The sequence below is a fragment of the Pseudomonas sp. GM_Psu_1 genome, from assembly GCF_026544185.1.
Taxonomy (GTDB): domain Bacteria; phylum Pseudomonadota; class Gammaproteobacteria; order Pseudomonadales; family Pseudomonadaceae; genus Chryseomonas; species Chryseomonas oryzihabitans.
The window spans coordinates 1-24,276 of sequence record NZ_JALNUX010000020.1 but is presented as its reverse complement, the minus strand read 5'-3'; the positions used below and the strand labels follow the sequence as shown (position 1 = coordinate 24,276).

At 66.9% G+C, this 24,276-nt stretch carries 28 protein-coding genes; 9 read left to right on the top strand and 19 right to left on the bottom strand.

Annotated features, from left to right (window positions below; all coding sequences use genetic code 11):
- Positions 1–147 precede the first annotated feature (147 nt).
- Positions 148–1,014, top strand: a complete 867-nt coding sequence (locus tag OXS31_RS22180) for a LysR family transcriptional regulator (RefSeq protein WP_027601341.1) — start codon at positions 148–150, stop codon at positions 1,012–1,014.
- 174 nt (positions 1,015–1,188) lie between these two features.
- Here the strand turns inward: OXS31_RS22180 and OXS31_RS22175 are convergent, their stop codons facing one another.
- On the bottom strand, positions 1,189–2,799 hold the full coding sequence (locus OXS31_RS22175; RefSeq protein WP_267402075.1) for an inorganic phosphate transporter: 1,611 nt from the start codon (positions 2,797–2,799) through the stop codon (positions 1,189–1,191).
- Positions 2,800–2,952: 153 nt separating this feature from the next.
- Here OXS31_RS22175 and OXS31_RS22170 point away from each other — a divergent pair, with 153 nt between their 5' ends.
- Positions 2,953–3,597, top strand: a complete 645-nt coding sequence (locus OXS31_RS22170) for a hypothetical protein (RefSeq protein ID WP_267402073.1) — start codon at positions 2,953–2,955, stop codon at positions 3,595–3,597.
- Here the strand turns inward: OXS31_RS22170 and zapE are convergent.
- The 3 genes from zapE to OXS31_RS22155 all read right to left on the bottom strand — a co-directional run bounded on the left by zapE (position 3,594) and on the right by OXS31_RS22155 (position 6,352).
- A complete protein-coding gene (gene zapE, locus OXS31_RS22165; protein WP_074584995.1) occupies positions 3,594–4,643 on the bottom strand; it encodes a cell division protein ZapE in 1,050 nt (349 codons plus the stop codon). The two genes, OXS31_RS22170 and zapE, sit on opposite strands and share 4 nt — an antisense overlap.
- 81 nt (positions 4,644–4,724) lie before the next feature.
- Positions 4,725–5,111, bottom strand: coding sequence for an MAPEG family protein (locus OXS31_RS22160; protein WP_027599071.1), 387 nt, complete (start codon positions 5,109–5,111; stop codon positions 4,725–4,727).
- Between the two features lie 68 nt (positions 5,112–5,179).
- On the bottom strand, positions 5,180–6,352 hold the full coding sequence (locus tag OXS31_RS22155) for a multidrug effflux MFS transporter (RefSeq protein WP_181086212.1): 1,173 nt from the start codon (positions 6,350–6,352) through the stop codon (positions 5,180–5,182).
- A 112-nt stretch (positions 6,353–6,464) separates the two neighbouring features.
- Here OXS31_RS22155 and OXS31_RS22150 point away from each other — a divergent pair, with 112 nt between their 5' ends.
- Positions 6,465–7,094, top strand: coding sequence for a TetR family transcriptional regulator (locus OXS31_RS22150; protein ID WP_027599073.1), 630 nt, complete (start codon positions 6,465–6,467; stop codon positions 7,092–7,094).
- Here OXS31_RS22150 and OXS31_RS22145 read toward each other — a convergent pair.
- A complete protein-coding gene (locus OXS31_RS22145; RefSeq protein WP_115945807.1) occupies positions 7,076–7,270 on the bottom strand; it encodes a cation transporter in 195 nt (64 codons plus the stop codon). The two genes, OXS31_RS22150 and OXS31_RS22145, sit on opposite strands and share 19 nt — an antisense overlap.
- A gap of 111 nt (positions 7,271–7,381) precedes the next feature.
- On the opposite strand from OXS31_RS22145, the gene OXS31_RS22140 reads away from it, so the two are divergent.
- From OXS31_RS22140 to OXS31_RS22125, 4 genes are all read left to right on the top strand, one after another.
- Positions 7,382–9,766, top strand: a complete 2,385-nt coding sequence (locus OXS31_RS22140) for a heavy metal translocating P-type ATPase (protein WP_267402066.1) — start codon at positions 7,382–7,384, stop codon at positions 9,764–9,766.
- Positions 9,763–10,149: a Cu(I)-responsive transcriptional regulator gene (gene cueR, locus OXS31_RS22135; protein ID WP_007162594.1), complete on the top strand. Its 387-nt coding sequence runs from the start codon at positions 9,763–9,765 to the stop codon at positions 10,147–10,149. Before OXS31_RS22140 ends, cueR begins: the two co-directional genes overlap by 4 nt.
- Positions 10,150–10,210: 61 nt before the next feature.
- On the top strand, positions 10,211–10,450 hold the full coding sequence (locus OXS31_RS22130) for a hypothetical protein (protein WP_027601346.1): 240 nt from the start codon (positions 10,211–10,213) through the stop codon (positions 10,448–10,450).
- Positions 10,451–10,517: 67 nt separating this feature from the next.
- A complete protein-coding gene (locus OXS31_RS22125) occupies positions 10,518–11,711 on the top strand; it encodes a class I SAM-dependent rRNA methyltransferase (protein ID WP_007162596.1) in 1,194 nt (397 codons plus the stop codon).
- Between the two features lie 57 nt (positions 11,712–11,768).
- On the opposite strand, the gene OXS31_RS22120 is transcribed toward OXS31_RS22125, so the two are convergent.
- From OXS31_RS22120 to OXS31_RS22080, 9 genes are all read right to left on the bottom strand, one after another.
- Positions 11,769–12,170 (bottom strand): Rho termination factor N-terminal domain-containing protein, encoded by a 402-nt coding sequence (locus OXS31_RS22120; RefSeq protein WP_027601347.1) that lies wholly within the window; start codon positions 12,168–12,170, stop codon positions 11,769–11,771.
- A 13-nt stretch (positions 12,171–12,183) separates the two neighbouring features.
- Positions 12,184–12,405 (bottom strand): YgdI/YgdR family lipoprotein, encoded by a 222-nt coding sequence (locus tag OXS31_RS22115; RefSeq protein ID WP_042138265.1) that lies wholly within the window; start codon positions 12,403–12,405, stop codon positions 12,184–12,186.
- Positions 12,402–12,638 carry a hypothetical protein gene (locus OXS31_RS22110; protein WP_007162599.1) on the bottom strand — a complete coding sequence of 79 codons (237 nt, stop codon included), beginning with the start codon at positions 12,636–12,638 and terminating at the stop codon, positions 12,402–12,404. Before OXS31_RS22110 ends, OXS31_RS22115 begins: the two co-directional genes overlap by 4 nt.
- 138 nt (positions 12,639–12,776) lie before the next feature.
- Positions 12,777–14,825 carry an AsmA family protein gene (locus OXS31_RS22105; RefSeq protein WP_267402056.1) on the bottom strand — a complete coding sequence of 683 codons (2,049 nt, stop codon included), beginning with the start codon at positions 14,823–14,825 and terminating at the stop codon, positions 12,777–12,779.
- A 67-nt stretch (positions 14,826–14,892) separates the two neighbouring features.
- The gene (locus OXS31_RS22100; RefSeq protein ID WP_074585000.1) at positions 14,893–16,026 is read right to left on the bottom strand and encodes an MFS transporter; all 1,134 of its coding nucleotides are present in this window, start codon (positions 16,024–16,026) and stop codon (positions 14,893–14,895) included.
- Between the two features lie 13 nt (positions 16,027–16,039).
- A complete protein-coding gene (locus OXS31_RS22095; protein ID WP_027601351.1) occupies positions 16,040–16,819 on the bottom strand; it encodes a DeoR/GlpR family DNA-binding transcription regulator in 780 nt (259 codons plus the stop codon).
- Positions 16,820–16,876: 57 nt separating this feature from the next.
- Positions 16,877–17,767 (bottom strand): EamA family transporter, encoded by an 891-nt coding sequence (locus tag OXS31_RS22090; protein ID WP_267402054.1) that lies wholly within the window; start codon positions 17,765–17,767, stop codon positions 16,877–16,879.
- Between the two features lie 144 nt (positions 17,768–17,911).
- Positions 17,912–18,310: a DUF3140 domain-containing protein gene (locus OXS31_RS22085; protein WP_007162604.1), complete on the bottom strand. Its 399-nt coding sequence runs from the start codon at positions 18,308–18,310 to the stop codon at positions 17,912–17,914.
- Positions 18,307–18,825, bottom strand: a complete 519-nt coding sequence (locus OXS31_RS22080) for a hypothetical protein (protein ID WP_007162605.1) — start codon at positions 18,823–18,825, stop codon at positions 18,307–18,309. The genes OXS31_RS22085 and OXS31_RS22080 overlap by 4 nt, the downstream gene beginning before the upstream one ends.
- A 123-nt stretch (positions 18,826–18,948) precedes the next feature.
- Here OXS31_RS22080 and OXS31_RS22075 point away from each other — a divergent pair, with 123 nt between their 5' ends.
- A complete protein-coding gene (locus tag OXS31_RS22075; RefSeq protein ID WP_267402053.1) occupies positions 18,949–19,884 on the top strand; it encodes an alpha/beta fold hydrolase in 936 nt (311 codons plus the stop codon).
- Positions 19,885–20,004: 120 nt separating this feature from the next.
- Complete coding sequence (locus OXS31_RS22070) at positions 20,005–20,469, top strand: hypothetical protein (RefSeq protein WP_042138274.1); 465 nt, start codon at positions 20,005–20,007, stop codon at positions 20,467–20,469.
- A gap of 42 nt (positions 20,470–20,511) precedes the next feature.
- On the opposite strand, the gene OXS31_RS22065 is transcribed toward OXS31_RS22070, so the two are convergent.
- The 5 genes from OXS31_RS22065 to birA form a co-directional block, all read right to left on the bottom strand.
- Entirely contained in the window at positions 20,512–21,804 is a 1,293-nt protein-coding gene (locus OXS31_RS22065; protein ID WP_027601354.1) for an MFS transporter, read from the bottom strand.
- 99 nt (positions 21,805–21,903) lie between these two features.
- Positions 21,904–22,362, bottom strand: coding sequence for a DUF3301 domain-containing protein (locus OXS31_RS22060; RefSeq protein ID WP_007162609.1), 459 nt, complete (start codon positions 22,360–22,362; stop codon positions 21,904–21,906).
- A gap of 28 nt (positions 22,363–22,390) precedes the next feature.
- Positions 22,391–22,570, bottom strand: coding sequence for a hypothetical protein (locus OXS31_RS22055; protein WP_037006863.1), 180 nt, complete (start codon positions 22,568–22,570; stop codon positions 22,391–22,393).
- On the bottom strand, positions 22,567–23,319 hold the full coding sequence (locus tag OXS31_RS22050) for a type III pantothenate kinase (protein WP_267402052.1): 753 nt from the start codon (positions 23,317–23,319) through the stop codon (positions 22,567–22,569). Before OXS31_RS22050 ends, OXS31_RS22055 begins: the two co-directional genes overlap by 4 nt.
- Positions 23,309–24,253 (bottom strand): bifunctional biotin--[acetyl-CoA-carboxylase] ligase/biotin operon repressor BirA, encoded by a 945-nt coding sequence (gene birA, locus OXS31_RS22045; RefSeq protein ID WP_267402102.1) that lies wholly within the window; start codon positions 24,251–24,253, stop codon positions 23,309–23,311. The genes OXS31_RS22050 and birA overlap by 11 nt, the downstream gene beginning before the upstream one ends.
- Between the last annotated feature and the right edge of the window lie 23 nt (positions 24,254–24,276).

Genomic DNA, 24,276 nt, shown 5'->3' with positions numbered 1-24,276 from the left:
GGGAAATCCTGTTGAGGGGGATGCAGCCATTCTCACCCCAGGTTTTCCTGTGCATGAAGCGCATTTTCCTGCCTCCGAGCGACAAAAATTTTGTTGCTCGGCAGCCAGGCTCGCTACAGTGACCGCCCCGGACTGCAGGCCACTCCCATGCTTCGCGAATTCAAGACCCTGCTCGCCGTGGCCCGCCATGGCAGCTTTGCCGCGGCCGGGCTGCACGTGGGCCTGACGCCCTCGGCGGTGAGCGCCCAGATCCGCAACCTGGAGCAGCACCTGGGCGTGAAGCTGTTCGACCGCAATGGCCGCAGCGCCCTGCTCAATGCCGCCGGGCGTCGCGCCCTGCCGCTGGCCGAGGAAATGCTCGCCACCTATGCGCGCATGGCCGGCGCCGGCGAGGAGATCCAGGGCGAGTTGCGCATCGGCGCCATCGCCAGCGTCCAGACCGGCCTGCTGCCCGGCACCCTGGTGCGGCTGCGCCAGCAGGCGCCGCGCCTGGAGCCGCGGCTGGTGCCCGGCGTCTCGCTGGCCCTGCTCAGCCAGGTGGATGCCGGCGAACTGGATCTGGCCATCCTCATCCGCCCGCCCTTCGAACTGCCCAAGGAACTGCACGCCACCACCCTGCTGCAGGAACCCTTCGTGCTCATCGCCCCGCCGGACCTGCCCGGCGACGATCCGCGCCTGCTGCTGGAGACCCAGCCCTTCATCCGCTACGACCGCCACTCCTTTGGCGGGCGGCGGGTCAGCGCCTTTCTGCGCGAGCAGCGCCTGGCGGTGCGCCAGGTGCTCGAACTCGACGAACTCGATGCCATCGTCAAGATGGTCGAGCACGGCCTGGGCGTGGCCCTGGTGCCCTGCGCCGGCCTCTGGCTGGAGCATCCGCGGGTGCGGCGGCTGTCCCTGGGCGCCCTTACCTTCCATCGTGAATTGCAGGTCATCGCCCGCCATGCGGGGCGTGACCTGCCAGCCGTGGCATTGTTTCGCCGCTGCCTGACCGAAGCCGTGTCAGAGCCTGATTAAAGTCTCGCGAGCTAGAGACAAACAAGGCCTGGGCGGCCCCGCGAAAATAGCTGAGGAAGCGGATCGGACCCGCGCTCGGGTTTACGAGTGGTAAATGAGCATTCCGACGGGGCTGGCCTTCCAGGCCATTTTCAACGCAGTTTGGCCGACGCGCAGCAGATTTTGATCAGGCTCTTAGAACAGCTGCACCAGCAGCCAGTAGAGTGAAGCGGACAGCGCCATGGCCACCGGCAGGGTGAGCACCCAGGCCAGCAGCAGATTGCGCACCGTCGCCCACTGCAGTCCGGAACCGTTGGCGGCCATGGTCCCGGCCACCCCGGACGAGAGCACATGGGTGGTGGAAACCGGCAGGCCGAAAGCGTCCGCCGCGCCGATGGTGCCCATGGCCACCAGCTCCGCCGAGGCGCCCTGGGCATAGGTCAGGTGGGTCTTGCCGATACGCTCGCCGACCGTGATGACGATGCGCCGCCAACCGACCAGGGTGCCCAGGCCCAGGGCGATGGCCACCGCCACCTTGACCCACAGCGGGATGAAACGGGTGGCCTGGTCGATCTGCCGCTTGAATTCCCGGAGATCCTCCTGCGCCTTGGGCGCCAGCCGCGGCAGGTGCTCCTTTTCCAGCAGGCGGATGGATTCCGAAGCCAGGTACATGGCGTTGCGCACGTTGGGCATGCTTTGCGCCGGGACGTTGTTGAGGGCGCCGTACTGGCGCACCTCGCGGGCGATGTCGTCGGTGATGGCCGCGAGCGCAGGCAGCACCTCGGGATTGCTCTGCCGCTTGCGCACGAATTCCAGCAGCACCCCATGGGGATCGGCTGGTGCGGCCTGGGGCGCCGCCTGGCGCAGCCCGCTGGCGGTGACCTCGGCCACGGCGGCGAAGGCCGGCGTCGCGGTGGCGGGTACCGCTCGATTGAGCGCATAGGCGGTCGGCAGGGCACCGACCAGGATCAGCATGATCAGCCCCATGCCCTTCTGGCCGTCGTTGGAGCCGTGGGCGAAGGACACCCCGGTGCAGGTCAGGATCAGCAGGCCGCGGATCCACGGCGGCGGTGGCTCGGCGCTTTTTGGCTCCTGGTACAGCGTCTGGTCGCGCACGATCCGCTTGAGCAGCACCAGCAGCAGCGCCGCGCAGACGAAGCCGATCAGCGGTGAGAACAGCAGCGCATAGCCGACCTTGGCCACCTGGCCCCAGTCCACCCCGCTGCTGCCATCCAGGCCGCCCAGCCAGGCGTGCATCAGGCCGACGCCGATGATGGAGCCGATCAGGGTATGGGACGAGGACGCCGGCAAGCCCAGCCACCAGGTGCCGAGATTCCAGATGATGGCGGCGATGAGCAGGGCGAAGATCATGGCGAAGCCCTTGCCCGCGCCCATCTCCACCACCAGGTCCACCGGCAACAGGGCGATGACGCTGAAGGCCACCGCGCCGCTGGAGAACAGCACCCCGAGGAAGTTGCAGAAGCCGGACCAGAGCACCGCCGCATTGGGCGGCAGCGAGTGGGTGTAGATGACGGTGGCCACGGCGTTGGCGGTGTCGTGGAAGCCGTTGACGAATTCGAAGCCGAGGGCGATCACCAGCGCCAGCGCGAGGCCAGCGAAGGGCAGCCAGGTGGTGGGCGGGGACTGAGTATCGCTGACGTCGTTGTGGATACCGCCGAGGGTCACCGCCAGACCGGTCAGCAGCAGCACGATGAACAGTACGATCCGCAGCGGACCGGGTTTGCGCGAACTGTGCAGGGGATGGGACAGCGGCGACAGGGAAGCGGCTGGACTGGACGAAGGCATGGGGCGAACTCCGACACGGGATCCACCCACCCTGCGCCGCCTGCATGACGTTTTTACGTCAGCTAGGTGGCCAGACGACGGATGACCGCCACGGGCTTTTTTTCAACAGAGACCCGGCCTGCTAGGCTGGGGCTTTGCCTGAGGATCGCGTCGATGCCCCCCCGCTGGCTGCTCTGCCCTGTCTTGCTGCTGCCCCTCGCCGCTGGCGCCCTGGCCGCTGCGGAGCCTTCACCGCGCAGTTGCGCCCAGGAAATCGGGCGACAGCCGGCCCAGGCCCTGGCCACCCGCTGCCGGGCGCTCTCCCCCGCCACCCATCCGCCGTGCAACGCCGCCAACAGCTGCGCCCTGATGCAGGACGAGATCGCCCGCAGCTGCGCGCTGTTCGGCGATGGCGAAGCGGCCAGGGAGCCGGGTTGTGGTCCGCTGCCCAGCAGCGCCGAGGCGGCGGCCGCCGTGGTCCAGCGGTACTACCGGGCACTGGATGCCCGGGACTACGGCACCGCCTGGCAGCAGTGGGGCCCGGACGGCCAGCCAGGCAACAGCTACGAGAAATTCCGCCAGGGCTATGCCAGGACCCGCAGCGTGCAGGTGACCCTCGGCCAACCGGGCCCGGTCGAGGGGGCGGCCGGTTCGAGCCATGTCAGCGTCCCGGTGACGGTCAGGGCGCGCCTGGTCGACGGCACCCGCCAGACCTTCAGCGGCCGCTATCAACTACGTCGGGTCAACGACGTCGACGGCGCCTCGGCCGAGCAGCGCCGCTGGCATCTGGAAGGTGCGCAGCTGAAGGCCGAGCGTTAATCCGGTCCGATCTGCCGCAGCTGGGACAGCCGGCTGCGCGTCCGCGACATGTCGGCGATGTCGCTGTCGGCCAGGGTTTCGTCGAGGGGCGCGGCGCTGACCAGGAACAGCGCCAGGCGCCGGTCGTAGAGCACATCCACCAGATTGATGAACCGCTGCCGGGCGGCGGGACTGGCGTCGCGCAGCGGCGGCACGGCGTCCAGCAGCCAGCGCTGCCAGCTTTCGCTCAGGGTCAGGTAGTCGAGGACCGCGGTGGGGCCTTCGCAGAGATCGGCGAAGCTGAAGTGCAGCAGCCCATCCGCGGCGCTGACGGCAGGCAGGCTGCGATGCCCGACCGGTACCTCCACGCGTGTCTGCGCCAGGGGCGGCAATCCCAGCGCCTGGCGCTGTGCCGGAGTGCCAGGCCAGAGATAGGCGCCGACGCCGAAGGGATCGGGCTCGGCGGGACTGGCGCCGCGATAGTCCTGGGGACCGGCCACCGAGAGGATGTCCATGCGCGTCTCGATCAGCCTGATCGCCGGCAGGAAGCGCTCGTGGTAGAGGGGATTGGGCAGCAACCCCTCGGGCGGATAGTTGGAGGTGGTGATCAGCACCACGCCGCGGCTGAACAAGGCCTTGAACAGCCGGGTGATGAGCATGGCGTCGCCGATGTCATGCACATGGAATTCATCGAAGCAGAGCAGTCGGCAACCGTCGAGCAGTTCGTCCAGGCTGGCGGCCAGGGCATCACCGCCGGGCGGCTGGCGGAACATCCGCTCGTGCAGTTCGCGAAAGAAGGCATGGAAGTGCACCCGGCGCTTCTCGGCGAATGGCAGGGCGGCAAAGAAGCCGTCCAGCAGAAAGCTCTTGCCACGGCCTACCGGCCCCCAGAGATAGAGACTGCGTGGCGCCTGGCGGCGGAACAGCCGTGGGCGCAGGAGCTCGTCGGCAAGCTGGGCGAAACGGTCGATTGCGGCCTGTTGCGCGGCATCCAGGGTGTAGCCACGGGCTTGGGCGAGCTGAGCGAAGTGTGCCAGCACCTGCTGGGCGGGCGAAGGAGACGTCATGCAGGCGGCCAGCCGAGAAAGATAGGGCGCTAATGAAGCTACAGCCGTCGCTGCCGGTCAAGACCGGCAGCGACGGTGCACTCAGGCCGCGGCGATGAACAGGCAGAGGCAGCAGAACATGCCGCCGGCCCAGACCAGCGAGCGGCGGGTGGCATGATCGCGGATGTATAGCCAGGTGTAGGCGATACGGCTGAGCAGGAAGAGAAAAGCCCAGAAGTTGATGGTGCCCTGCTCGGCGCCACCGGTGACGTGGGCGACGATCACCGCGGCGGCGAACAGCGGATTGATCTCGAAGGCGTTCTGCTGGGCGGCGTTGGCCCGGGCCCGGGCCCCTTCCAGCTTGCCGAGAAAGCTGCGCGGATCCCGGTTGTCATCAGGCGTGAAGCCGCTGCCCTTGAACTTGGCGTAGTAGGCCGCGCCATAGGGCACGAGGTAGACGAGGAAGATGCACCAGTAGGCGAAGGTCATGTCGGCGTCCCTGGAAGTGTGAGGGTTCGCCTATCTGACCCGCCCGACCGGGAAAAATCCACTCCGCTTCAGGCAGGCGTGCGGCTGTGGGTCCAGCGCGCCATGAGCGCGGTGGCCACCGCGCAGAGCGCCAATACCGCGCACATGGGCACCACGGTGCCATTGTGCAGCGCGCCCACGCTGCTGGAGGCCAGCGCTGCGAGGATGAATTGCAGACTGCCCATCAGCGCCGAGGCACTGCCGGCATTGGCGCCCTGCCCGGCCAGGGCGCAGGCCGAGGCGTTGGGCACGATGCCGCCGAGCAGGGCGATGGCGCAGAACAGCGGGATCATCAGCACCGGCAGCGCCTTGGGCTGGAAGGCCCCGACCAGCAACAGGATCAGCCCCGCCGCGGCATAGGCGACCACCGCGCGGCGCAGCCAGAAGGCCGGTCCCTGGCGGACCACCAGGCGGGCATTGAGCTGCCCGAGCAGGATGAAGCCGGCGGCGTTGAGGCCGAAGACCCAGCCGTAGTGCTCGGGCGCGACGCCATAGAGCTCGATCAGCACGAAGGGCGAACCGGAGATGTAGGCGAACATGCCGGCCATGGCGATGCCGCCGGTCAGGGTGTGGCCGATGAAGGTGCGATCGCGCAGCAGCCGCAGGTAGTTGCGCAGGGCACCTCGCAGCGGCGGCCGCGGATGATGCGCCGGCAGGGATTCGGGCAGCCACAGCGCCACCGCGGTGCCGCAGGCGGCGGCGAAAAGCGCCAGGCTGACGAAGATCGCCTGCCAGCCAAAGGTGCTGAGCAGCAGACTGCCGGCGAAGGGCGCGATGATGGGCGCGATGCCGGTCACCAGCATGATCTGCGAAAAGGCCCGCGCCGCGGCCATCGGCTCGCAGAGATCCCGTACCACGGCCCGCGCGATCACCATGCCGGCGCAGCCGCCCAGGGCCTGGACGAAACGCGCGGCGATCAGCCAGGGCAGGCTGGGCGCCAGGGCGCAGCCCACCGACGCCAGGCAGAACAGGCCGATGCCGATCAGCAGCGGCAGGCGGCGGCCGAAGCGGTCCGCCAGGGGGCCATAGAACAGCTGGCCGCTGGCGAGACCGGCGAAATACACCGCCAGACTCAGCTGCACGTGTTCGATATCGGTGGCGAACGACCGGGCCAGCGACGGGAAGCTGGGCAGGTACATGTCGATGGCGAAGGGGGCGAAGGCCGAGAGGGCCCCGAGAATCAACAATAAGCGAAAGGTCATGAAGCCTGATCCGATGGAAGCGGAAGTGTCACGCAGTTACATACAATCATGTTTGTAAAAGCGGCGAGGCGCGCTAGACTGCGTGGCAGACCCACTGCCAGTCAGATCGCCCATGCGTCGTACGAAAGAAGAAGCCGAACAGACCCGCCAAGCCATTCTCGATGCGGCGGAAGCCCTGTTCCTGACCAATGGCGTGGCGCGTACCAGCTTGGAAATGATCGCCCGCGAATGCGGCGTCACCCGGGGTGCAGTGTACTGGCATTTCCAGAACAAGGCCCACCTGTTCCACGAAATGCTTAGCCAGATAAGGATCCCGGCCGACGAACTGACCGAGCGCCTGCGCGTCGACGGCGAGGAAGACAGCCTGCAACGGCTGTTCAAGCTGTGCATCGAAGGCATGACGAAATTCACCCAGCCCGGCCGGGAGCAGCGGGTGATGACCATCATGCTGCACCGCTGCGAATTCACCGAGGAGCTGCGCGAGGCCGAGGAGCGCGATCTGCAGTTCCTGCGGCAGTTCATCCGCATCACCGACGCCCTCTTCACCGCCCAGGCGCATCGCCTGCAGCCGGGCGTGACGCCGCAGTTGGCCAGCCGGATGCTGCACAGCCTGTTTCTCGGCACCCTCTCGGACCTGCTGCGCGACGAACAGACCTTCGCCCCGCTGCTGGCCGCCGATCAGGTGTTCACCACCTTCTTCCGCGCCATCGTGCGCGACTGGGTTCAGTCGCCGACGGTATAGCCCGCCTGCTCGATGGCCACGCGAAAGGGCGCAGCCACCTCGGCGCTGTCGATGCGCACCTCGCCCGCCTGCAGATCCACCTCCACCCGGGCGCGATTGTCCACCTTGAGGACCGCGGCCTCGATGGCGCTCACGCAGTGGGCGCAACTCATTCCGATCACCTTGATGACATGCATGGTCTGCTCCTGTCTGTCTTGACCTCTTTCTCCTGACGCCAGCGCCAGGACCGGGTTCCAGTGTTGACCTTGACCCGAGGTCAAGGTCAACACTGTTATCAGGAGGTGCCCATGCACGAATTCGAACTCTCCATCAGCGGCATGACCTGCGCGGCCTGCGCCGGTCGGGTCGAGCGCGCCCTGCAGAAGGTCCCGGCGGTCAGCGCGGCCGGCGTCAACCTGGCCAGCGAAAAGGCCCGCGTCAGCGCACCGGGTGACGCGGCGCCGGCGCTGGCCGAAGCCGTCACCGCCGCCGGCTACCGGGTGGCCGAGGCCGAGCATGACCTGGCGCTGTCCGGCATGAGCTGCGCCAACTGCGCCGGGCGGATCGAAAAGGCCCTGCGTGCGGTGCCCGGAGTGTTGGCCGCCGAGGTCAACCTGGCCAGCGAAAGAGCCCGGATCAGGACCCTGGCCGCGGTCGAGACGCAGGCGCTGATCGCCGCGGTGGAAGGCGCCGGCTACGGCGCCCAGGATCGCCGCGCCGAAGACGAGCGTTCAGCCCCGGCGCGGCAGGGGGTGCCCTGGGAGCATCTCGAATTGACCCTGGCGCTGCTGCTGACCGCACCGCTGATCCTGCCCATGCTGCTGGCGCCCTTCGGCTGGCACCTGATGCCGCCCGCCTGGCTGCAATTCCTGCTGGCGACGCCGGTGCAGTTCATCGTCGGCGCGCGCTTCTATCGCGGTGCCTGGCATGCCCTGCGCGCCCGCAGCGGCAACATGGATGTGCTGGTCGCCCTGGGCACCAGCGCCGCCTATGGGCTGAGCCTCTATCTCTGGCTGGTCAAGGACAGCCCCCATCTCTATTTCGAGACGGCGGCCATGGTCATCGCCCTGGTGCGCCTGGGCAAATACCTGGAGACCCGCGCCAAGCGCCGCACCGGCGCGGCCTTGCGCGCCCTGGAAGCCCTGCGCCCGGAAAGCGCCCGGCGCCTGGATGCGGCCGGCCAGGAAGAAGAGGTCGCCCTGAATCGCCTGCGCCTGGGCGACCGCCTGCAGCTGCGCCCGGGCGAGCGCATCCCCGCCGACGGCCGCATCCTGCAGGGCGAAAGCCAGGTGGACGAAGCCCTGCTCACCGGCGAAAGCCGCCCGGTCGCCAAGGGCCCCGGTGACGAGGTGGTGGGGGGCGCCATCAACGGCGAGGGCAATCTGCAGATCGAGGTCACCGCCCTGGGTGGCGAGACGGTGCTGGCCGGCATCATCCGCCTGGTGGAAGACGCCCAGGCCACCAAGGCGCCCATCCAGCAGCTGGTGGATCGGATCAGCCGGGTGTTCGTGCCGGTGGTGGTGAGCCTGGCCCTGGTCACCCTGCTCGGCTGGCTGCTGAGCGGCCACCCCCTGGAGCCCAGTCTGCTCGCGGCCGTAGCGGTGCTGGTCATCGCCTGCCCCTGTGCCCTGGGACTGGCCACCCCCGCCGCCCTCATGGCCGGTACCGGGGTGGCGGCGCGTCACGGCATCCTGATCAAGGACGCCGAGACCCTGGAGCGTGCCCAGGGCATCACCACCGTGGTCTTCGACAAGACCGGCACCCTGACCGCCGGCCAGTTGCGCCTCTGCCAGCTGGCCACGGCCCCCGGCATCGAGGAAGCCGACTTGCTGAGCCTGGCCGGCAGCCTGCAACGCGGCAGCGAGCATCCCCTGGCCGCGGCGGTGCTGCGGGCTTGTCGTGACCGCGGCCTGGACACCCCACCCGCCCAAGACATCCGCGCCCTGCCCGGTCGTGGCCTCCAGGGCAGCTGGCAGGGTCGCGCCTTGTTGCTGGGCAATGCGCGGCTCCTGGCCGAACAACAGCTGGACGCCGGCCCCCTGGTCGAGGCCGCTCGCGCCTGGGAAGACCAGGGGCTGACCCTGTCCTGGCTGCTGGAAGGCGGCGGCCAGCCGCGGGTGCTGGGGCTGCTGGCCTTTGGCGATGCGCTGCGCCCGGGTGCTGCCGCGGCCATCGCCCAGCTACGCTGCGATGGCATCGACAGCTGGCTGCTGACCGGTGACAACCGTGGCAGCGCCCGCCAGGTGGCCGCGGCCCTGGGCATCACCCAGTGGGAGGCCGAGGTGCTGCCCGCCGACAAGGCGGCCCTGGTGGCCCGGCTGCAGGCGACCCGGGGCGGCGTGGCCATGGTCGGCGACGGCCTCAACGACGCCCCGGCGCTGGCCGCCGCCGAACTGGGCATCGCCATGGGCTCGGGCACCGCCGCCGCGCGCCACGCGGCCGGCATCACCCTCTTGCAGGAGGACCCGCGCCAGGTCGTCGCGGCGCTGGACATCGCCCGCCGCACCCAACGCAAGATCCGCCAGAATCTGTTCTGGGCCTTCATCTACAATGTCATCGGCTTGCCGCTGGCCGCCCTGGGTCTGCTCGACCCGGTCTATGCCGGCGCCGCCATGGCCTTTTCCAGCGTCAGTGTCCTGGCCAATGCCCTGCTGCTCGGCCGCTGGCGCCCGTCCGGAGACCTCCCCTCATGAACATCGGTCAGGCCGCCAAGGCCAGCGGGCTCACCGCCAAGATGCTGCGCTACTACGAGCGGATCGGCCTGCTGGCCCCCGCCGGACGGACCGACAGCGGCTATCGCCAGTACGGCGCCGAAGACCTGCGGGTGCTGGCCTTCGTCCGCCGCTCGCGGGAGCTGGGCTTCAGTCTGGAAGAGATCCGCCAGCTGCTCAGCCTCTGGCAGGACCGGCAACGCGCCAGTGCCGACGTCAAGGCGCTGGCCAAGCGGCACATCGCCGAGCTGGATCTGAAGATCGCCGAACTGACCCGCCTGCGCAGCACCCTCGGCGAGCTGGTCTCCTGCTGCCATGGCGACGCCAGCCCCGAGTGTCCGATCCTCGATACCCTCGGCGGCTGACGCAACCGCCGAGGGCTTGTGGGGTCCATCTTTCTATCTCCCCGCTGCCGAGATCGAGTCCATGCATACCCTGCACCACTACCAGATCAGTTACCGCTTCAACGGCGAGCCCCTCACCCACGACCTGGAGAGCTTCGAGCCGGTCACCGAAGAGGAAGCCGTGCTGCAGTTGCTGATCAAGCACGTCGAGGAACCCCAGGTGGTGGTGGATGCGCCCTGGGAACGCCATGCCCAGCCGAGCATCGCCCGGCGCGCCCAGGAAGCCGGACTGAGCGACATCGAGGTCAGCCAGCGGGACTGACGGCCGGCCCGGGCGGGTGGCTTTGCGCTATAATTCCGCGCTTTTGCCCCCTTCGCCGGAGACCTTCATGACCCTGCCTCGCCTGCGCCTCAAAGCCAATGCCGACCGCCGTCTGCGCGCCGGGCACCTCTGGGTGTACAGCAACGAGGTGGACGTCGTCGCCACCCCGCTGACCGCCTTCGAGCCGGGCGATCAGGCCATCCTGGAAACCACCAGCGGCAAGCCGCTGGGCCTGGTGGCGCTGTCGCCCAACAACCTGATCTGCGCCCGCCTGTTCTCCCGCGACACCGGCTACCTGCTGGACAAGTCGCTGCTGGTGCACCGCTTCAAGGTCGCCCTGAGCCTGCGCGAGCGGCTGTTCGGCAGCCACTGCTATCGCCTGGTCTATGGCGATTCCGATTTCCTGCCGGGTCTGGTGGTGGATCGCTTCAACGACATCCTGGTGGTGCAGATCGCCTCGGCGACCATGGAGCGCCAGCGCGACGCCATCCTGGCCGCCCTGCTGCAGGTGTTCAAGCCCCACGGCGTGCTGTGGAAGAACGACGGCAGCGCCCGCGCGGCCGAGGGCCTTTCCAGCTACGTGGAAGTGGCCTATGGCGAGGTCCCCGACTGGGTGGCGCTGGAAGAGAACGGCGTGCGCTTCGAGGCGCCGGTGCGCGAAGGCCAGAAGACCGGCTGGTTCTATGACCACCGTCTGAATCGGGCGCGCCTGGCGCCCTATGTCGAAGGCAAGCGGGTGCTCGACCTGTTCAGCTACATCGGCGGCTGGGGCGTGCAGGCCGCGGCCTTTGGCGCCAGCGAGGTCATGTGCGTGGATGCCTCGGGCTTCGCCCTCGACGGCGTGGAGCGCAATGCCACCCTCAACGGCCTGGCGGAAAGGCTGGTCTGCGTCGAAGGCGATGTCTTCGAGGCGCTCAAGGAACTCAAGGCCGGCGAAGAGAAATTCGACGTCATCGTGGCCGACCCGCCGGCCTTCATCAAGAAGCGCAAGGACCTGAAGAACGGCGAGGCCGCCTATCGCCGCCTCAACGAACAGGCCATGCGCCTGCTGAACAAGGACGGCATCCTGGTCAGTGCCTCCTGTTCCATGCACCTGCCCGAAGACGACCTGCAGAACATCCTGCTCGGCAGCGCCCGCCATCTGGACCGCAACCTGCAGATCCTCGAACGCGGTGCCCAGGGCCCGGATCACCCGGTACACCCGGCGATCCCGGAGACCCGCTACATCAAGAGCCTCACCTGCCGGCTGCTGCCCAGCTGAGGCGCCAGGCAAAAAGAAAGCCGGACCAGGTCCGGCTTTTTCTTGCGTGTTCGACTGTCAGCTCAAGGCACGAATCAACTCGTCCTTCTTCATCCGCGAACGACCACGAATATCCTGCTCGGCGGCCTTCTTCACCAGTTCGTCGCGGGTCATGTCGCTGAGCGAGGTGCTGCCGCTGCGCGAACGCCGTGCCGAGGCCCGCCCGCTGTTGGGCGACTGGCCCTGCTTGGTGGCCACCGCCCGCCGTGCGGAGTCCTTGCGATCCGCGCGCTTGGCAGTACCGCTCTTGCTCTTGCCGGAGCCCGCCTTTTCACCACCGCCGGACTGCTTGTTCACCGTCGCCCAGGCCCGCGCTTCGGCTTCCTCCTTGGAGACGCCCTTTTTCTCGTAGCTCTCCTCGATGTGTTCGGCCTTACGTTCCTGTTTGTCGCTGTACTTGGACTTGTCGCCGCGGGGCATGGCAGTCTCCTGGCTAGTCTTCCGCCTTGATGGTGGCCACGTCGGCTGCCTTCACCCGGACATGACGACCCGCCACGTCGGTGAATTCATAGAAGCCGTCGGCCGTCTTGGTGTTGGGACGATCTTCGGTGATGTACTGGGTACCGTCCTGCAGGGTCACCACCGTCTCGGTGGAACAGGCCGTCAGCCCCAGCAGGGTCAGGGCCAGCAATCCACCGCTTAGCAGGCGCTTCATGGCGCTTCCGGCGAGACGCGATGGATGGACACATCGTGCAGCGCCACCAGCGCCTGACCGGACTCGATATCGGCCAGGTGGAAGCGCTCGTCGTTGATCGCATCCAGGTGCCGGCAAGCCAGTTCGCGGACCACGTCGGTGATGGGTACGTCGAGATTGCTGATACGGTCGGTATAGCTTTCGCCCAGCAACTTGTAGTGGATTTCGTATTGGCTATCGGTGTCGTCACGCATGAGAGGTCTCCGCGAAAAGGCTGCCCGACTCGGGTTATTTCTATAGAGCCCGGGCAACCAGAGCGGTTCTTTTCCGCCCGTCAGACGCCGCCGAACGGTCGTCTGTCAAGTACCGCGAACCCGCTCTAGCGCAAGAGTTCAACGCCCTGCGCGCATCTGCTGCAACAGGGTGCTGCACTGGGCGCCCTGCTCGTTGCTCGGCGCCACCAGTGCCAGCAGGCCAGCGGCCGGCGCCGCGAAGGTGGCGAGCAGTGCCGCCGCCGCGCCGCGGGCCGCCAGCGGCAGCGCCTTCACCCCTGGCGATGGATTCTTCAGGGTTCCACGCACATAGAGCGGCGAGCGCAGCGAGAAGATGCGCAGGCCCTTGCTGTGGGGATCGACGGTGAGATCCAGTCGTTCGCTCGCCAGGTTGATGGTGCCGGTGATGTTGATCAGGGCGTTCTCGGTGTCGAGCACGAAGACCTGGGGCTGCACCAGGCCCTTCTTGAAATCGAGATCGGCGACCGCGCAATTGATCTCCACCTCGTCATCGCCAAACAGCCGATCGACCAGATAGTTGCCGACGTTGAGTCCGGCGAGCTCCATCAGGCTCCGGCTGATGCGGCCGTCGTTCATCAGCAGCTTGAGTTCGCCGTTGCTGGTGCCAAGCAACGCCGCCACCGAGTTGCCAGTGCCACTCAGGGTGGCATCGCCATTGAGTTCGCCCATGCTGCGCTTCATGGTCTCCACGGTGGGGAACAGCTGGTTCAACTTGACCCGGCGCACATGCAGATCGACCCGCCCCTGCAGGGGCGTCTTGTCGCCTTCCAGGCGCACCGTGGTGTTCAGATCACCCCCGGCCACGCCGAAACGCAGGGGGTCGAGCAGCAGCACGCCATCGGTCAGGCGCACGTGGGTGTTGAGATCGGTGATCGGCAGCTGCGCGTTCTGCACGATGCGCTTGCCGGTGAAACGCACGTCCGCATCCATGGCGCGCCAGCGCTCGGTGCGGAATTCGGAGACCGGCAGGGCCTTGTCCGCCGGCTGCTTGCTGGTCTCGCCCTTGGCCGCCTGCTGTTCCTTGGTATCGGCGCCGATCAGCGGCGCCAGGTCCTCGAACAGCAGCTGATCGGAGCGCAGGGTGCCACTGAGCTTGGGCCGTGGCTTGCCGCCGGTGAACAGCACCTCGCCGTGCAGGTCGCTCTTGCCGACCCGGCCATTGAAGTCTTCGTAGCTGAAGCGCACGCCCGCCGGATCATTGAGCTTGACCGTGAGATGGCCGTCGGTGGCATAGGGCGCCGTCTCCGGCAGGGTGACCCCGGTCAGCGGATAGAGCTGCGCCAGGCTCTTGCCTTCCAACACCAGGTGCAGATCCAGGGCGCCCAGGCGCCGCGGATCGGTCAGGGTGCCAAAGACCTGGACGCGGGTCTCGCCGGCCCGGGCATCGAGCTGGATGGGGAAAGGCACATCGGCGTCCTGCAGCGCCAGCAGTCCGCCGATCTGGCCACGGCCACTGACCGGCACCTGCTTGTAGCTGCCCTCCACCGCCAGGGCGAACTGGAAGGGCTGGGTCTGCTTGACGTGGGAGCGCTGGCGCGAGGTGCCCTGCTTGCCCACCAGGTCGGCATAGGCGATGGGGGCGTCCAGGGAGGTGATCCGCGCGCGCAGCCGGGTGGCGGTCTGGGCATCGTCGAAGCCGACCTGGCCGGCGTCGAAGCCTATGGTGCCGATGTCCACGGTCCAGGCCGAGGGTTCGGCCTTGGGGTCCTTCTCGGCGGTCTCGAAGGTCCAGCTGTTGCGGCCATCGGCCAGCCGCTGGGCATTGACCACCGGCCCCGTGAGGTCGATGCGCGGGATATAGATCTGCTTGGCCAAGAGCGCCAGCGGCGAGATCCGCAGCTGCACCCGGTCGAGGTGAACGAAGGTCTTTTCCTTGGCCCAGTCCGGGTTGCCCAGGGTCAGGTCTTCGGCGGCGATGTGCGGCCAGGGAATCCAGGCGCGCCAGCCGCCCTGATCCGGCTCGCGGTGCCAGACCACGCCCAGGTTGCCCTCGATGGCGAAGGGGCGGTGCAAGGCGCTCGACACCTGCTCGTTAATGGTCGGCTTGAGCCGATTCCAGTCGAAGGTGGCGAGCACCACCACCAGCACTACGAGCAGCAGCAGGATGATTCCCAGCAGCCAGGCGAGGATCTTGCGTGGGCGCGTCATGGCCGCCTCCTTGGATTTCCGTTCCCTCTTGGGTCTGCTCAGCGCAGCGGGGTTCCCTGGATAGACATCATGTCTTGCGCTGACGCAGTGCCAGCAGCGCCACCGCCACCCCGATCAGGGTCAGCAGCAGCAGGCTGCCGCGCAGGCCCACCTGCCCCGCCACGGCGCCGATCAGCGGCGGACCGAGCAGAAAGCCGAGATAGCCGGCCGTGGCGGTCATGGCGATGCCGGCAGCCGGTGTCTCGGCCACCTGGCCGGCGGCGCTGAAGGCCGCCGGTACCACGTTGGACAGGCCCAGGCCGACCAGGGCGAAGCCGAGGATCGCGGTCCCGGGCGCCGGCAGGAGGACCGCCAGGGCCAGGCCCAGGGTCGCCAGCAGGGCACCGCCTACGATCACCCGAGGACCGCCGAAGCGGCCGCGGATGCCGTCGCCGAACAGCCGGCCCACCAGCATGGTCAGCGAAAAGGCCGCATAGCCCAGGGTGGCCACCACCGGACTCGCCCCGCCCACCTGGCCCAGGTAGACGGCGCTCCAGTCGGTCATGGCGCCTTCCAGCATCAGGCAGCCCAGCGCGATCAGCCCCAGTGCCAGCACTCGCCGATCCGGCAGGCGCAGGGCATGACTGACCGGACTGCGATCGCCTTCGTCCAGCGCCAGGGCGGCGGGCAAGGCCAGCACCAGCGCCACCAGGGCGGCGGCCAGCAGTACCGCCAGCGCCGAGGCGCCCAGGTGCAGCACCAGGGCCCCCAGGCCGGCGCCGAGAAAGCCGCCCAGGCTGAAGGCGGCATGGAAGGACGACATCAGCGGACCGTTCCAGCGGCTTTCCACATCGCTGGCATGGGCGTTCATGGCCACGTCGATCAGTCCGTTGCAGGCGCCGAGCAATAGCGCGCAGGGCAGCAGCCAGCCCAGCGACGGCGCCACCCCGGGCCCGCTCAGCACCAGCACGAAGGTCAGGATGCCCAGGCGGGTAAGGCGGCCGGTCCCTCCCAGGCGCGGCACCAGCACCCCGGCGAAGGGCATGGTCAGCAGGGCGCCGAGGGCGACCGCCAACAGCACCAGACTCAGCTGGCCGTCGCCCAGCAGCAGATCGCGCTTGAGTTCGGGAATGGCCGCCGCCCAGCCGCCGATCCCGCAGCCGTTGGCGAGAAAGACGGTAAAGGTGGCGCGGCGCTGGCGACGCAAAACGGCGGAAGTCATGGCGATCCTTGGGCTAGCGGTCGCTGGCCAGCGAATGCAGTTGCAGGCCGGCGTCACGATAGGGTTGCAGACGCTCCTCGCTCAGCCCCGGTTCCAGCACCAGGTGGTTCAGCTGATCGAGGCGGAGCACGTGATAGAAGGCCACGCTGTCGAGCTTTTCGGCGGTCACCGCGACGGCGACCTGACCGCTCTGCTCGGCCACGGCCACCTTGAATTCGGCTTCTTCCAGGTCGAAGCCGGTCACCCCGGTTTCCACCGCCAGGGCGCAGGTCCCGAGAAAGGCCAGATCGGCGCGCACGCCGCGCAGATCGCGCAGCGCCCGGGCACCCAGGCAGGCACCCGATTCCGGCGCGGCCAGGCCGCCGATCATCAGCACCCGGATGCCCGGGCGCTGCAGCAGCGCCGCGGCGATCACCGGCGCATTGGTGGCCACGGTCAGGTCGAGATCCGTGGGCAGCGCCTGGGCGATGGCCAGATTGGTCGAGCCGGCATCCAGCAACAGCAGTTGCCCGCGCTGCACCAGCCTGGCCGCGGCCAGGCCCAGCGTCTGCTTGGCCGCCTCGTCCTGGCCGATACGCGTCGGCAGCGCCTCCGGTGGCGTCAGCAGCGAGAGCGCCCCGCCATACACCCGGCGGCACAGCCCCTGGCGGGCCAGCTCACGCAGGTCGCGACGCACGCTGTCTTCGGAAATGCCCCAGGTCGCGGCCAACTCGGCGGACAGGACCCGGCCCTGTTCGCGCAGCAGGGCCAAGATCGCGGCCTGGCGTTCTTCGGGAAGGTGAATGGCAGTCATGGCTGATACTCCAAGAGGATCAGCAGATCATGCACAATCATTTACGAACGTGCAACATCATGCACTGGATGACATCTTGCTCCTGGCATCCAGCCAGCGGCCGCCAAAGACGTTGATCAGCAGGCCGAGCATGACCGCCACGCCACCCACCTCCTGCTGGAGGGTCATCTGCTCACCGAGCAACACGGCGGCCGAGGTCAGCCCCACCACCGGCACCAGCAGGGAAAAGGGCGCCACCTGGCCGGCCGGATAGCGTGACAGCAGCCGACTCCAGATGCCGTAGCCGACCAGGGTGGCGATAAAGGCCAGGTAGACGATGGCGAAGATCGAACCGGCCGACAGCGAAGTCAGCGCCGTGGCGATCTGCTCGGGACCTTCCAGTAGCAGCGACAGCAGGAAAAAGGGAATGGGCGGAATCAGGCTGCCCCAGACCACCAGGCCGAGCATGTCCACCTTGCCGATCTTCTTGGTGACGATATTGCCCAACCCCCACATGGCCGCCGCCGCCAGGGTCATCAGGAAGCCGGCCAGGGTCATGGTGACGCCATGCTCTGTACCGATCAGCAGCAGGCCCAGCGCCGCCACCAGCAGCCCGACCAGGCTCGCCCGGCGCACCTTCTCACCGAGAAAGGTCGCCGCGAATGCCAGGGTGAAGAAGGCCTGGGCCTGCAAGACCAGCGAGGCCAGCCCCGCCGGCATGCCCACGTACATGGCCGAGAACAGGAAGGCGAATTGACCCAGGGATATGGTCAAGCCGTAGGCCAGCAGCAGTCGCCAGGACACCTGGGGACGCCGCACGAAGAGGATGGCCGGAAAGGCCGCCAGACAGAATCTCAGGGTGCCCAGCAGCATGGGCGGCACGCCATGCAGGCCGAGCTTGATGACGACGAAGTTCACCCCCCAGGCCAGAATGACGACCAGTGCCAGCAACAGATCCCGGGGTGCCATCGACAACTCCTTGAACGCATTCAGATAGTTAGGCGGCTACCCTACTCCTTTGCGCCCGCGCTGCGGCGTCACAGTTGCACACAAATTCGGCCAGTCACTCTGCATGAAAAGAAAAACCGCAGCCTGGGCTGCGGTTCGTCGGGATCAGGCGCTGCGCTTGTCACGCAGGGGGTCATGGCCCCAGTTCATCAGCGACTTGCGCCAGCGCGAGTCTTCGATGTCGCCGTCCGGTCGCTGCTTGAGGTGGCGATGCACATAGCCGATGACCTTGCGCATGGCCTTGTAGTCGTCGTCTTCCAGCTCGGCCTGGCGCTTGCCCTTGAGCTCGAGGATGCGCTCACCCATGGCATGACCGACCGCCTTGCCATCGTTGGCGGCCTTGACCTTCTTGCCACCCTTGGTCATGCCCACGCCCTTGCTGGTGTCACCGCTGAGCCATTTGCGCAGCTGGCTCGGGGTCATGTTGACCACCTGCTTGAACTCGCTGCGTACCTCTTTCTTGTCGTCTTTCTTGTCGTCGTTGGAAGCCTTCTTGGTGCTCATTTTTCACCTGCCTTTTGCAACGCCTTCACCAGTTCGTCTTTCTTCATGCGCGACCGGCCCCGCACCTCGCGACGCGCCGCACGCTTCATCAGCTCGTCCTTGGTCAGACCGGCCAGGCCCGACTCACGCGCCGCCGCCGTCTTGCGCGCCACGTCGGCCGGCTGCTTGGAATGCTGCTTGCCGCGGCGCGTGTCACGGCGCTTCTTGGCGGTGGTGCGCTGGTACTCTTCCTTGCTCAGGGAGTCCCGGGCCTTTTCCGGCAGATAGCGCTCGCCGGTCTCCTCGGACTTCTTGCCGGAGCGGGTGTCCCACTTCTCGTCGGTCCACTGCTGCAGATGATTGTCCTTGCCCTTGCCGCCCTGGTATTCACCACCGCGCTTCTGATACTCCTGGGAGGCCAGTTGCGCCTTGCGCGCCGACCACTGACCGGGCTTGCCGCCCTTGTCGCCCTCGGTAATCTCTTTCTTCACCTTTTCCCAGAGTTCGGGATCGCTCTTCTTGGCCGTCGCACTCATGGCTCACCTCAGGTTGGGGGTCACTGCAGTCGCTGTCTCTAGGATGACTGTCCAACCGAAACGGGGGTTCGCGCCAGGCGACGAATGCCCCTACCCTGCGTCTTCCGGTATCCAGAGAAAGCCATGTCCCTCGCCACCCTGCTCCGCCGTCGCCTAATCCCGCTGCTCTTCGTCACCCTGCTGGTCGGGGTCGGGGTCCCCTATGGCTACTCGGAACTGGCCTATCGCGAACGCCAGTGGGTATTCAGCATCGAGCCGGGCAATGCCAGCTGGTTCACCGGCGTGCCGGAAGGCGTCCGCCAGTTCAACCTGCCGGTGCCGGACGGCCTGACCGGCACCGACTACCTGCACGCCTGGTGGTGGCCCGCCCGCCGTCCGGACGCCCCCACCCTGCTCTATCTGCACGGCACCCGCTGGAATCTCACCGCCCAGGTCCGGCGCATCGCCACCCTTCGGCAACTCGGCTATTCGGTGCTGGCCATCGACTATCGCGGCTTTGGCGAAAGTCCTGGCGACGTGCCCTCCGAACGCAGCGTCTACCAGGACGCCCGGGTCGCCTGGAAGCACCTGCAGAGCCTGCAGCCGGATCCCCGCAAGAGATACATCTACGGCCACTCATTGGGCGGCGCCGTGGCGGTGGACCTGGCCTGGCGCATCGCCGGCGACGGGGATCCCACCGGCGACTACCCCGCCGCGGCCGGTCTGATCATCGAATCCACCTTCACCACCCTGGCCGATGCCGCCTCGGCGGTGGTCGACACCCGCTTTCCCCTGCGCTGGCTGATGTCGGAGAAATTCGATTCCCTGGACAAGATCCCGGACATCCATATCCCGGTGCTCATCGTCCACGGCAGCGACGATCGCTATGTCCCTCCCCGCTTCAGCGAAGCCCTCTATGCGGCGGCCCGGCCGCCCAAGCGCCTGCTGCTGGTCCCCGGCGGGACCCACTCCAACAGCATGGTGATAGGCACGCGCGACTATGCCGCCGCCTTGCGCGAGCTGTTCGGCGGCGCGCACCTGAGCGAAGCGGAAAAGGAGGAATCATCGACGGGAGGCTAGAGACTTCCTGAAAGGCATCGACGGCGCTGATAGTCACTATCTCGCCAGTCTATTTTTTTCGAGCGGTCCTGCTCGGGATACTGAACTCACTCCAGCACAGTTTCCCCAGAGGACACCATCATGAACCTGCGTATCGCCTTCGGTTTCGCCCTGACCGCCCTGGCCCTGAACACCTTCGCCCAGGACTTCGCCTTCACCCCCAGCGCCGCCACCCAGGTCGCCGAGGAATCCAGCCAGCGCCCGCTGGGCCAGCTGATCAAGCAACAGCAGCAGCGCCTGCAGCAGCGCACCCTGGCCGAAGAATCCAGCCTGCGTCCCCTGGGTGAAGTCATCAAGCAGCAGCAACGCCAGGTGCAGGAACGCCGGATCGCCGAGGAATCCAGCCTGCGCCCCCTGGGCCAGGTGATCGAAGACCAGCAGCAGCGCCTCGGTGACGATACGGTGGCCGAAGAATCCAGCCAGCGTCCCATGGGTCGGCTGATCGACCGTCAGCAGCATCGCCTGCAGGATGATGCCCTGGCCGAAAACGGTTCGGCCCAGACCCTCGACCGCCTGATCAAGGCCGGCCAGACCCGCCAGGCCTGAGTCCTAGCCGTCCCTTCCTGCCCGGCCTTGCGCCGGGCTCGCTCAGTGGCTCTTCTCGCCACCCGGCCCGATACTGGCCGGCGCCTCCACCACCAGCTCCTGCGGCACCTCGTCGATGCGCGGATCCAGTGCCGCCGCCATCGGACTCACCGTATCCGGCATGGCCACGTGATGCAGCGGCGCCTCGTCCAGCCGGTGTTCGCCACTGACGAAGCGGGGCTGCACGAAGACGATCAAAATCACCGCATAGGCCGAGGTCAGCACATAGAAGGTGCCCGGGCCGAAATGCTCCATGGCCGCACCGGCCAGCAGCGGTCCGATACAGGCACCCACGCCATAGGTGGTCAGCAGCATCGCCGACAACTCCACGCGCCGCTCGGGCTCGACATGGTCGTTGGCAAAGGCCGTCGCCAGCGGATAGAGGGTGAACAGCAGCATGCCCGAGACGAAGCCCGCGGCCAGCAGCCAGGGATAGGGCAAGGTGATCAATCCCCACAGCGGTACCGCCGCCAGGCACAGCAACACCGCATTGGCGCGGATCAGCTTGCAGCGATCGAGGCGATCCGACAGCCAGCCCAGCGGCCACTGGGCGCAGAACCCCGCGACGATGCACAACCCTACATAGAAGCTCGATTGCGCCGTATCCAGGCCACTGCGACTGGCGAACACCGGCGCCAGGCCATAGAAGCCCCCCACCAGCAGCCCCGCGGTAAAGATGGTCACCAGGGACTGGGGCACCCGCTGCCAGAAGAAACGGATCTCCAGCGGTGCCGCCACCAGCTTGGCCGGGTGCACCCGCCGGGTCATGGCCAGGGGAATCAGGCAGGAGGCGAAGCAGATGGCCACCAGCAGCAGCGGCTTGTAGTCGAGTTGCGGATGCCAGGCCAGCAGCGCCTGGCCGATCACCAGCCCCAGGTCCACCGCCACCATGTAGCCGGCGAACACCTTGCCACGCTGGTGATTCTCCGCCTGCTCATTGAGCCAGCTCTCGATCACCATGTACTGATTCATCATCACCACGCCCATGACGAATCTCAGCGCGATCCAGACGTTCAGGTCATCGATCAGGGCATGGATGAGCACGGTGACCGTCGCCGCACCGGCGCAGGCCACATAGGAACGGATATGGCCGACACTGGCGATCAGCCGATGGCCGAACTTGCCGCCGCACACCAGCCCGAAGTAATAGGCCGCCATCAGGGCGCCGGTCCACAGGTCCCCCGCCCCCTGCTCGGTCAGTCGTAGACCGATATAGGTGGTGAAGAGACCGGAGCCGGCCAGCATCAGGAGGGTGGCGAAATAGAGCGCAGGAAAGGTAACGAGAGGGCTGAACATCAGGGATCACATGAAGAGAAACGAAAAAGCCGGAGCGGAGCAGCGGTGCTGAGCGTCGGGATGGGGGAAGGGAAAGCTGTCGAAAGCAGGTATGCCGGACTACTCCGGCTCTTGCCGCCGATTGGTCTCGGTACGCTGGCGCTGCCGCCACTGGTCCAGATAGACCACCTGGCCATGCTCGGGCTTGGCCTGATAGGCAGGCGCCGAAGCCACTACCGAATCGGCCGTCGGGCGTTCGACCTCGGGTACCACGAAGGGGGCGAATTCGACCTTGGCCAGGGTCTTGCCGAACAGGGCCAGAGAGGCGTCGAGCCGCTCCTCTCCCGTCACGGTGAATTCGAAGGAAAACAGTCGCGCCAGGCGCTTGCGTCCTTGGGCATCGGCCAGCCAGCGAAAGCGCGAGAAAGCCACGGCGCCATCGAGCAGCAGCACCTTGCGGCGGCGACACTCCTGCTCGGCCAGCAGCAGCGCGCGCTCGCGAATGCCATGGGCATGCCAGAACCACAGACCAATGCCGACCGCGCCCAGCAACAGGCAGAGATTACCTAGCGTCAGCATCTTCGCTCCTCATCGAAGGGTACCGCCGTCACTGACGCCGCGCAGCGTCACCAGATGCCGTCTCGTTCAACAGGCGAATGTTCTCACGCTCGCCTTTGTACAGCGCCAGAGGGGCGATTTCCTTACCCAGCAACGGCACCTGCTGTTGGTGCCATATGTAGTAGAAAACGTTCAGTACCACCAATAGCAGAAACAACCAACGCATCATTCGTTCTCGAGCGGACACGCCAAAGCCAATCCAGCAAACACCATATCGGGCACAATCCGCGCGCCCGGAACGACATGTTTGACCAGTTCCGCGTCACCCCCGGTCAGAAAGATCTCGCAACCTTCGGCGAACATTTCCTGAGCCAGTTCGTACTGGGTACGGACGAACCCCTTGAGCATGTACAGACACCCACGCTCCACGGCCTCGATGGTCGTGCGTCCAGGCGCCTCGTAGCGTTCACCACTGGCCCAATGTGGATCGTAGCGGATCCGACGGGTATGGGTCTGCAGTTCCCGACGCATCAACGGAATCCCCGGACAGATGAACCCTCCCTGATGCTCGCCCTGGGCATCGACCAGATCTGCGGTGACCGCCGTCCCCAGGTCCAGGACCACGCAGGCCTTGCCCTCGGCCAACTGCACCGCGGCCAGGATCACCAGCCAGCGATCCATGCCCAGACGCTGATGGTCACGATAGCCATTGCGCACGCCATTCCACAACTCGACCGGCAGGGCCTGGTGACAGGCGATGCCAAAGGTGGCGGTGAGCCGCTCCTTGAGCTGCTGGGTCTCTTCGTCGCTGCGCACGCTGACCAGCCGGCAGGCCGCCAGGGCAGGACTGTCCGACTGGGAAAGCGCCGCGATCAGGGCGTCGTCGCTGTCGACGATGCCGGTATCCACCACCTCGGCACCGGCCGCGAGCAGGCGCCACTTGATGAGGCTGTTACCGCAATCGAGTTCAAGAATCATGATCTAGGCTCAGGCTCAATTCGCCACCGCTGAATGCCTGCGTCTGACCGTCTACATGCATGAGAATAGCCCCATCTTCGGCAACTCCTGCCACTGTGCCCTGGATACAGCGAACCCCCGAAGACAGGGTTACCGCTCGACCTTGCCAGCCATGATAACGCTCCCACTCGCTGCGCAGGGCGGCGAATCCGGACCGGCGATGAATCTGCCACAGACTGTCGATTTCCCGGAGCAGCAGGCTGGCGACCTGGTTGCGGTCCTGCAGACCGCCCAAGGCCTCGGCCATGGAGATCCACGGCTGATCGATGTTGTCGGCGAGGCGCATGTTGACGTTGATGCCGATACCGATGATGGCCTGGCAGACGTCCTGCGGATCACCCGACAACTCGATGAGGATGCCGGCCAGCTTGCGCCCCCGGACCAGGACGTCGTTGGGCCACTTCAGGCAGGCGTCCTCGACGCCCAGCTGTTGCAGGGTAAGGATCACCGCCAGACCCATGGTCAGGCTCAGGGCCTGCAGTTTCTGGATCCCGCCCGGGCTGGAGACCACGGCGGTGAGATAGAGATTCTTGCCATAGGGGCTGACCCAGGCGCGGCCACGACGACCACGACCGGCCTGCTGATGCTCGGCCAGCAAGGCGAATGGCGGTTGCTGCTGCGGCAGACGGCGTTGCGCCTCGGCATTGGTGGAGTCTATGGAGGCCAGGACCGTTACCGGCCAACCGCCCTCCTGCGTGATCCGCTCGGCATCGAGCAGCGACAGGGGCTCCTCCAGGCGGTAACCCCGTCCCGGAACCTTGAACACCTCGACGCCCAAGTCATCTTCCAGCGTCTTCAGCCGCTTCCAGATGGCACTTCTGGAGACGCCCAAGGCTTCACCAAGCTCGACGCCGGAATGAAATTTTCCATCACTCAGCAGTTTCAGCAACGGCATCCCGAACTCCGTTCGACTTTCTT

Coding starts and splice junctions, on each gene's coding strand:
- OXS31_RS22140 (WP_267402066.1), top strand. CDS start 7,382: ATGCACGAATTCGAACTCTCCATCAGCGGCATGACCTGCGCGGCCTGC.
- OXS31_RS22115 (WP_042138265.1), bottom strand. CDS start 12,405: ATGAAGCGCCTGCTAAGCGGTGGATTGCTGGCCCTGACCCTGCTGGGG.
- OXS31_RS22090 (WP_267402054.1), bottom strand. CDS start 17,767: ATGGCACCCCGGGATCTGTTGCTGGCACTGGTCGTCATTCTGGCCTGG.
- birA (WP_267402102.1), bottom strand. CDS start 24,253: ATGCCGTTGCTGAAACTGCTGAGTGATGGAAAATTTCATTCCGGCGTC.
- OXS31_RS22070 (WP_042138274.1), top strand. CDS start 20,005: ATGAACCTGCGTATCGCCTTCGGTTTCGCCCTGACCGCCCTGGCCCTG.
- OXS31_RS22095 (WP_027601351.1), bottom strand. CDS start 16,819: ATGACTGCCATTCACCTTCCCGAAGAACGCCAGGCCGCGATCTTGGCC.
- OXS31_RS22130 (WP_027601346.1), top strand. CDS start 10,211: ATGCATACCCTGCACCACTACCAGATCAGTTACCGCTTCAACGGCGAG.
- OXS31_RS22155 (WP_181086212.1), bottom strand. CDS start 6,352: ATGACCTTTCGCTTATTGTTGATTCTCGGGGCCCTCTCGGCCTTCGCC.
- OXS31_RS22110 (WP_007162599.1), bottom strand. CDS start 12,638: ATGCGTGACGACACCGATAGCCAATACGAAATCCACTACAAGTTGCTG.
- OXS31_RS22055 (WP_037006863.1), bottom strand. CDS start 22,570: ATGATGCGTTGGTTGTTTCTGCTATTGGTGGTACTGAACGTTTTCTAC.
- OXS31_RS22060 (WP_007162609.1), bottom strand. CDS start 22,362: ATGCTGACGCTAGGTAATCTCTGCCTGTTGCTGGGCGCGGTCGGCATT.
- OXS31_RS22050 (WP_267402052.1), bottom strand. CDS start 23,319: ATGATTCTTGAACTCGATTGCGGTAACAGCCTCATCAAGTGGCGCCTG.
- OXS31_RS22105 (WP_267402056.1), bottom strand. CDS start 14,825: ATGACGCGCCCACGCAAGATCCTCGCCTGGCTGCTGGGAATCATCCTG.
- OXS31_RS22080 (WP_007162605.1), bottom strand. CDS start 18,825: ATGAGTGCGACGGCCAAGAAGAGCGATCCCGAACTCTGGGAAAAGGTG.
- OXS31_RS22145 (WP_115945807.1), bottom strand. CDS start 7,270: ATGCATGTCATCAAGGTGATCGGAATGAGTTGCGCCCACTGCGTGAGC.
- OXS31_RS22180 (WP_027601341.1), top strand. CDS start 148: ATGCTTCGCGAATTCAAGACCCTGCTCGCCGTGGCCCGCCATGGCAGC.
- OXS31_RS22175 (WP_267402075.1), bottom strand. CDS start 2,799: ATGCCTTCGTCCAGTCCAGCCGCTTCCCTGTCGCCGCTGTCCCATCCC.
- OXS31_RS22085 (WP_007162604.1), bottom strand. CDS start 18,310: ATGAGCACCAAGAAGGCTTCCAACGACGACAAGAAAGACGACAAGAAA.
- OXS31_RS22100 (WP_074585000.1), bottom strand. CDS start 16,026: ATGACTTCCGCCGTTTTGCGTCGCCAGCGCCGCGCCACCTTTACCGTC.
- OXS31_RS22125 (WP_007162596.1), top strand. CDS start 10,518: ATGACCCTGCCTCGCCTGCGCCTCAAAGCCAATGCCGACCGCCGTCTG.
- OXS31_RS22065 (WP_027601354.1), bottom strand. CDS start 21,804: ATGTTCAGCCCTCTCGTTACCTTTCCTGCGCTCTATTTCGCCACCCTC.
- OXS31_RS22120 (WP_027601347.1), bottom strand. CDS start 12,170: ATGCCCCGCGGCGACAAGTCCAAGTACAGCGACAAACAGGAACGTAAG.
- OXS31_RS22170 (WP_267402073.1), top strand. CDS start 2,953: ATGCCCCCCCGCTGGCTGCTCTGCCCTGTCTTGCTGCTGCCCCTCGCC.
- OXS31_RS22160 (WP_027599071.1), bottom strand. CDS start 5,111: ATGACCTTCGCCTACTGGTGCATCTTCCTCGTCTACCTCGTGCCCTAT.
- zapE (WP_074584995.1), bottom strand. CDS start 4,643: ATGACGTCTCCTTCGCCCGCCCAGCAGGTGCTGGCACACTTCGCTCAG.
- OXS31_RS22150 (WP_027599073.1), top strand. CDS start 6,465: ATGCGTCGTACGAAAGAAGAAGCCGAACAGACCCGCCAAGCCATTCTC.
- cueR (WP_007162594.1), top strand. CDS start 9,763: ATGAACATCGGTCAGGCCGCCAAGGCCAGCGGGCTCACCGCCAAGATG.
- OXS31_RS22075 (WP_267402053.1), top strand. CDS start 18,949: ATGTCCCTCGCCACCCTGCTCCGCCGTCGCCTAATCCCGCTGCTCTTC.